Source organism: Xylanibacillus composti (assembly GCF_018403685.1).
GTDB lineage: Bacteria > Bacillota > Bacilli > Paenibacillales > K13 > Xylanibacillus > Xylanibacillus composti.
The window spans coordinates 1-4,763 of the sequence record NZ_BOVK01000098.1 but is presented as its reverse complement, the minus strand read 5'-3'; the positions used below and the strand labels follow the sequence as shown (position 1 = coordinate 4,763).

At 33.9% G+C, this 4,763-nt stretch carries 4 protein-coding genes; 1 reads left to right on the top strand and 3 read right to left on the bottom strand.

Annotated features, from left to right (window positions below; all coding sequences use genetic code 11):
* Positions 1 to 88 precede the first annotated feature (88 nt).
* Positions 89 to 1,672: a hypothetical protein gene (locus XYCOK13_RS21415; protein WP_213414290.1), complete on the bottom strand. Its 1,584-nt coding sequence runs from the start codon at positions 1,670 to 1,672 to the stop codon at positions 89 to 91.
* 189 nt (positions 1,673 to 1,861) lie between these two features.
* Between XYCOK13_RS21415 and XYCOK13_RS21410 the strand changes: the two genes are divergently transcribed.
* Complete coding sequence (locus tag XYCOK13_RS21410) at positions 1,862 to 2,563, top strand: hypothetical protein (RefSeq protein WP_213414289.1); 702 nt, start codon at positions 1,862 to 1,864, stop codon at positions 2,561 to 2,563.
* On the opposite strand, the gene XYCOK13_RS21405 is transcribed toward XYCOK13_RS21410, so the two are convergent.
* A complete protein-coding gene (locus XYCOK13_RS21405) occupies positions 2,553 to 3,755 on the bottom strand; it encodes a hypothetical protein (RefSeq protein WP_213414288.1) in 1,203 nt (400 codons plus the stop codon). The genes XYCOK13_RS21410 and XYCOK13_RS21405 overlap by 11 nt on opposite strands.
* A complete protein-coding gene (locus tag XYCOK13_RS21400; RefSeq protein WP_213414287.1) occupies positions 3,755 to 4,636 on the bottom strand; it encodes a serine/threonine protein kinase in 882 nt (293 codons plus the stop codon). The genes XYCOK13_RS21405 and XYCOK13_RS21400 overlap by 1 nt, the downstream gene beginning before the upstream one ends.
* Between the last annotated feature and the right edge of the window lie 127 nt (positions 4,637 to 4,763).

Below are 4,763 nucleotides of genomic sequence, written 5' to 3'. Positions count from 1 at the left end.
TTCCTAGCTCACCCTAAAAGCTCTTATTTTTTAGGGCAGACGAGTTGGTTTAAACGCGAAATTTATTAAATATTAATATTCATTTCATTCACTTATCTCGTTTATGATCTCGAAAAAACTCTTTCATTATTTTCCTATGTTCTGTATACATTCTCGAGTTACCGAATAAGTCTAATAATTTTTTTCGATCAAAATAAAGTGTACTTGGGAAATTTCTCATTTTGAGAAAATCTTTAAAAATCTTTCTCTTTTCGTATTCTTGCATATATTCAATCGCATCCGTAGAAAAATTACCCGATGTAACGAATACAGGTAAAATTCTCTTCCCAGTGGACTTGCCGATTATTTCGCATGTTTTTTCAAAAAACTTCCTTACAGAATCCTTATCATTTTCTGTTTCACCCAGTTCTACTTGGGTTCCTTCATTATATCCTTTTGTCTCACAGACAATTAAGTAATCATCATCCACTGAGGCTGTAATATCACATTCGCATTTTCTACCTAGTGCTTCATATTTCCAACCAATTCTAGAATTATAACCTTGGTTATTGAATACTGATGCGACTAAAAAATTAAACACATAGCCTTTTAATGAACCAAACTTCCCATCATGACCACTTGCATCTGATGCAGCAAGAACTTTCGCTAATGCTTCTGGGTCTATTTTTCTGGGATCAAGATCTCTAACCATTTTTAATGCATCAGCAATTTTTGTACCAAACACCTCAGATATTGAGATTACCATTATTCCACGTTGTCTAGCTAACTTCAATGCATCTTCATTAATACTTTGAACAAAACACACTGGCAAGATTCTAAAGTTATCTTTAACTTTTAGTCTTCCGTATATAACACTTATTCTACTGATAAATCCAGTTACATCAAATCGCCTCATAACTCTGTGTAAAATAGATTCAATAACAATAACTGAAGGGATTTTATCTTCAGAAGGTTGAAAAGCGTTGGGCTCATTAGCTTTATATAATCCCCATAAATAAGAGTATCCTATTGCATCCCAAGAGAATCCATTATAACTCTTCCCCTGCAATAGATGAGTACTATTCGCACCAGCAAAATTCATTCTTTCTAGCCATTCCAATAAACTTCCAGTGAAGTCATCGGTGAATTCCAAGTCTTTCAACCTTTTTTGTAGGTTGCTCTCATCAATGTTTACTGTTGATACCCATTCCTTTTTAGCAACAATAAACTGCTCTCCTCCAAAATCATATAATGGTTCAATAATATTTAATTTCAGTAACTCATCAATTATCTGATATACTTCTTTTTGCTTTAATCCCATTTTCTCCTTTTCTGCTTTGTTGACTACTCCTGCGCAGATTTTGGAGAATTCACGGAGATGTAGAAACCCCTGCAATTCTACAAATGCCTGAAATATTCGATGAAAAGTTTCTCTATGATCAGGCATAATCTCCTTGATTTTAGAGTTTAGGTTTTGCTTTGGAAGAAAATAAAGCAGTTGGTTTTGTGAAAATCTTACTGGGTCAGTAGTAAGTAAAATTTTATCTTTCCGCAATCTAAGTAGAACTTGTCGCGCATTGTTTGGTTTAATGTTGGTTTTGAGTACTAGTTGTTCTTGAAGTTCGCTTCCCAATAATGGCCCCGCGGCTTTCAGTATCTCGATACATATTCCTGAGTAATTTTTAGTCTGCATTAACCCTCCGCAAATTTTGAATTATTTGATTGTAACACTGACCTTATTATATATTATATAATAACTACGGAGGACATGTTTTCTAAGATTGAAGTAAATAATGTATACTGCAAATATAGTTAAATAACTGAATACATAATTCGAAAAAGGTTTATAATATATAAAACAACTTATAAGGATATAAATACTATGACCAATCAAAGAAAGTATAAAGCTTTTAACTCAGAGGAAGACTTAGTAGAAATATTTATAGCTAATCTGTTAAACAGCACCATTAAAAACTCCCCACTGATCTTACGCGAGGTAGATTGCTGGCAGGGACGTGCTGATATAGTTGCGGCATTTATAAAAGATAAGGAACCTTTTCCACAGTGCAAACAAATCTCTTATCTAAAGCATTACACAAGTGCCAATATTATTGCTTTACTTCACAAACGGGCCCCTCGATCAAAAACATATATATTAAAGTATTTGGGTCTATCAGAGGAAACCATTAATAGATGGCTATTTAACTTATTGCAAGCTGACGTAATTAGCATCACTCCAAATGGATGTTATACAATTAATGAAAAATTCAATATACCAACTATTGAACTATATGCCTATGAAGTTAAGTTATCGAATTGGAAGCGAGCTCTTTATCAAGCTTCCCAGTACAAAGGATTTTCAAATTACTCTTATGTGGTAATGCCTGCAAAACATATAAATCCAGCAGTTAAAAACATTGAAGCTTTTAGGATAAATAATGTTGGCCTGATTCAAGTTGAAGAATCAGGCAGCCAGAAAGTTTTATATAAACCAACAAAAATAAAGCCCAAAAAAAAGTCATTTCATTTAATAGGAATAGCACATGTACTTCATGAAATGGATAGCCTGATTGTTAAACATTAGCCTGCTTTCTAAAGTCATTGATTGAATCATTCCATATTGTTAAATGATGAGGTTGGGATGAATGCTCAAGCGGCACATATGATGCATTTAAGAGAGAGTATAGACCTAGTGCATTTGCAATTGTTTGTTGCATTGCGTCTAACTTGCTGGAAATGTCATTATGAGGACTAACTATATGGGTTATTCCGTTACATAATGCCTCCCAATGTTGCATATGCCCCGTATCTCTGTCCCATGGAGCTGAAAGAGGGTTTGATGCTGTTAGAATTCTAGTATCATAAGATGTTCCTGAAAGAATCTGTGGTAACAGAGTTGTTGAATTTGATATTGTATCAAGTTCAGACATTAATATCGAATTAAGTAATGGCCAAGATGAGTATCTGTGTCTTGGCTGTCTTCCGCCACTAGATGGTAAAATTCTTTGTTGAACTGTAAATCTCCTTAATCCATTGTGCCATCCAGAACCAATTGCATAAGCACCTACTGATAGAAAAGGGATTCCAACAAAATCAGAATAGCCCATTATGACTTTATATTCATTTATTTCAGCCAATGAATAAATAGATGTTAAGATGTTTGTTAGTACAGTTTTGTTATCAAAAATTTGATTGTAAGCTGGACTGTTTCTAGCAATTGTAATGTAAAATCCTGTTGCATCAAGTACAGATATTTCATTTAAAAATTGATTGACCTGTAAAGTATCTAAGAATGCATTTTCATTTATTAGCAAAGAAATTACTAAAGGATTCTGAATCCTATTGTCACGGTGATAATCAATTGAATCCTGCGCTAAATTTAATACAATTTGAGTTTCCCTATCAGTAAAATTACTGATTAATATACATGGTGAAGTAATGTATGAAGTCCCCAAAGAATCTTGATAGTCTATAACATTAGAAGTTATTTTTCTAAGTTGTCCCGTCCCTCTAAATGCCGACAATGATAAATGACCTGGATAGTAGGGGTAACTAGGGAGATTTCTATCGTTAGCATTATTAAATGGTACATGGTAGAGTTGATTGTCAAATAATGTTTCAATATTTGGGTTTGTCATTTGTAACGTCTGAACAAAATTTCGCATATTTTGTTCTGTTTCATCTTTTGGGCTCAGTATAATACCGGAAAGATGATTACTGGCTAACCCTCTATCAATTTTATTACTCTTACCGAAACCATGTTGAGCGAATAACATTAAATTACCTCCTTAAGACGTTCTAGCTCTTGATAAAGACTTTCAATGCTTCTGTAACGCAAATGAGGCTGTTTAGCTAGTAGTCTCATAATTAGTCGGTTAAGTTGAATTGGAATTCCAGGTACAACCTCCATCAATTGTTTTGGAGTAATATTAACTATACTCCCCATTACTTGTGTTACATTCATTCCTTGTTGAAAGAATGGATGTTGCTGACTTAATGCCTCGTACATCAGTATGCCTAATAAAAATAGATCTGATCTGAAGTCAAGACTTCTACTAGGAGTTGTAATTTGTTCTGGTGACATATACAGCCTGCTTCCCACAGGTCCAAATGATGTCAGGGATTCCGAGTTTAAGTCAAAGGCAATACCAGCATCTAATAGTACAAACGATCCATCATCTCGCTTGATAACATTCTTTGGTTTGATATCTCGATGAATCATTCCAATATCCCATAGACTTTGTATTGCTAATGCAATATTTTGTGCAAGCATAATTGTTTGCTGTAGACTTAGTTTTTCTTCTCGAATTACTTTATGTAATGCTATCCCTTGAATATATTGCTCAGAAAAATAGAGAAGTCTTATATTGTTTATATCAATTTCTGTCATTCTAATCGGCCCTAATTTCACCAAATATGGGCTACTGCATCTATCCATTATTTCAATTTCTCGTTTTGCTCTTGCAACAATATCATTTTGTACTGCATCATCATCATCTATAACATCAGCAATTTTGATGAATTTAAGTACAAAGGGTTTATCATTAATTTCACAAGTAAACACCGTTTTTTGACCGCCGTTATCCAAAAATTCAACATTCCGAATATTCGGTATGTGGTTCTCTACATCTTCGACGGTTAGATTTGGCGCGCTCATAGATTTGCCCCCTCACTGTTCTAGTAGATGCATAAAATTATATCAGTAAATACTCCCCCTTTCCACTATAATCCAAATTATCATTAGTGCAAAAAGTCTTAAGCCGGCTTTTAGGGTGAGCTAGGAA

Excerpts from the sequence above, each read along its gene's own strand:
- XYCOK13_RS21400 (WP_213414287.1), bottom strand. The coding sequence starts at position 4,636 with ATGAGCGCGCCAAATCTAACCGTCGAAGATGTAGAGAACCACATACCG.
- XYCOK13_RS21410 (WP_213414289.1), top strand. The coding sequence starts at position 1,862 with ATGACCAATCAAAGAAAGTATAAAGCTTTTAACTCAGAGGAAGACTTA.
- XYCOK13_RS21405 (WP_213414288.1), bottom strand. The coding sequence starts at position 3,755 with ATGTTATTCGCTCAACATGGTTTCGGTAAGAGTAATAAAATTGATAGA.
- XYCOK13_RS21415 (WP_213414290.1), bottom strand. The coding sequence starts at position 1,672 with ATGCAGACTAAAAATTACTCAGGAATATGTATCGAGATACTGAAAGCC.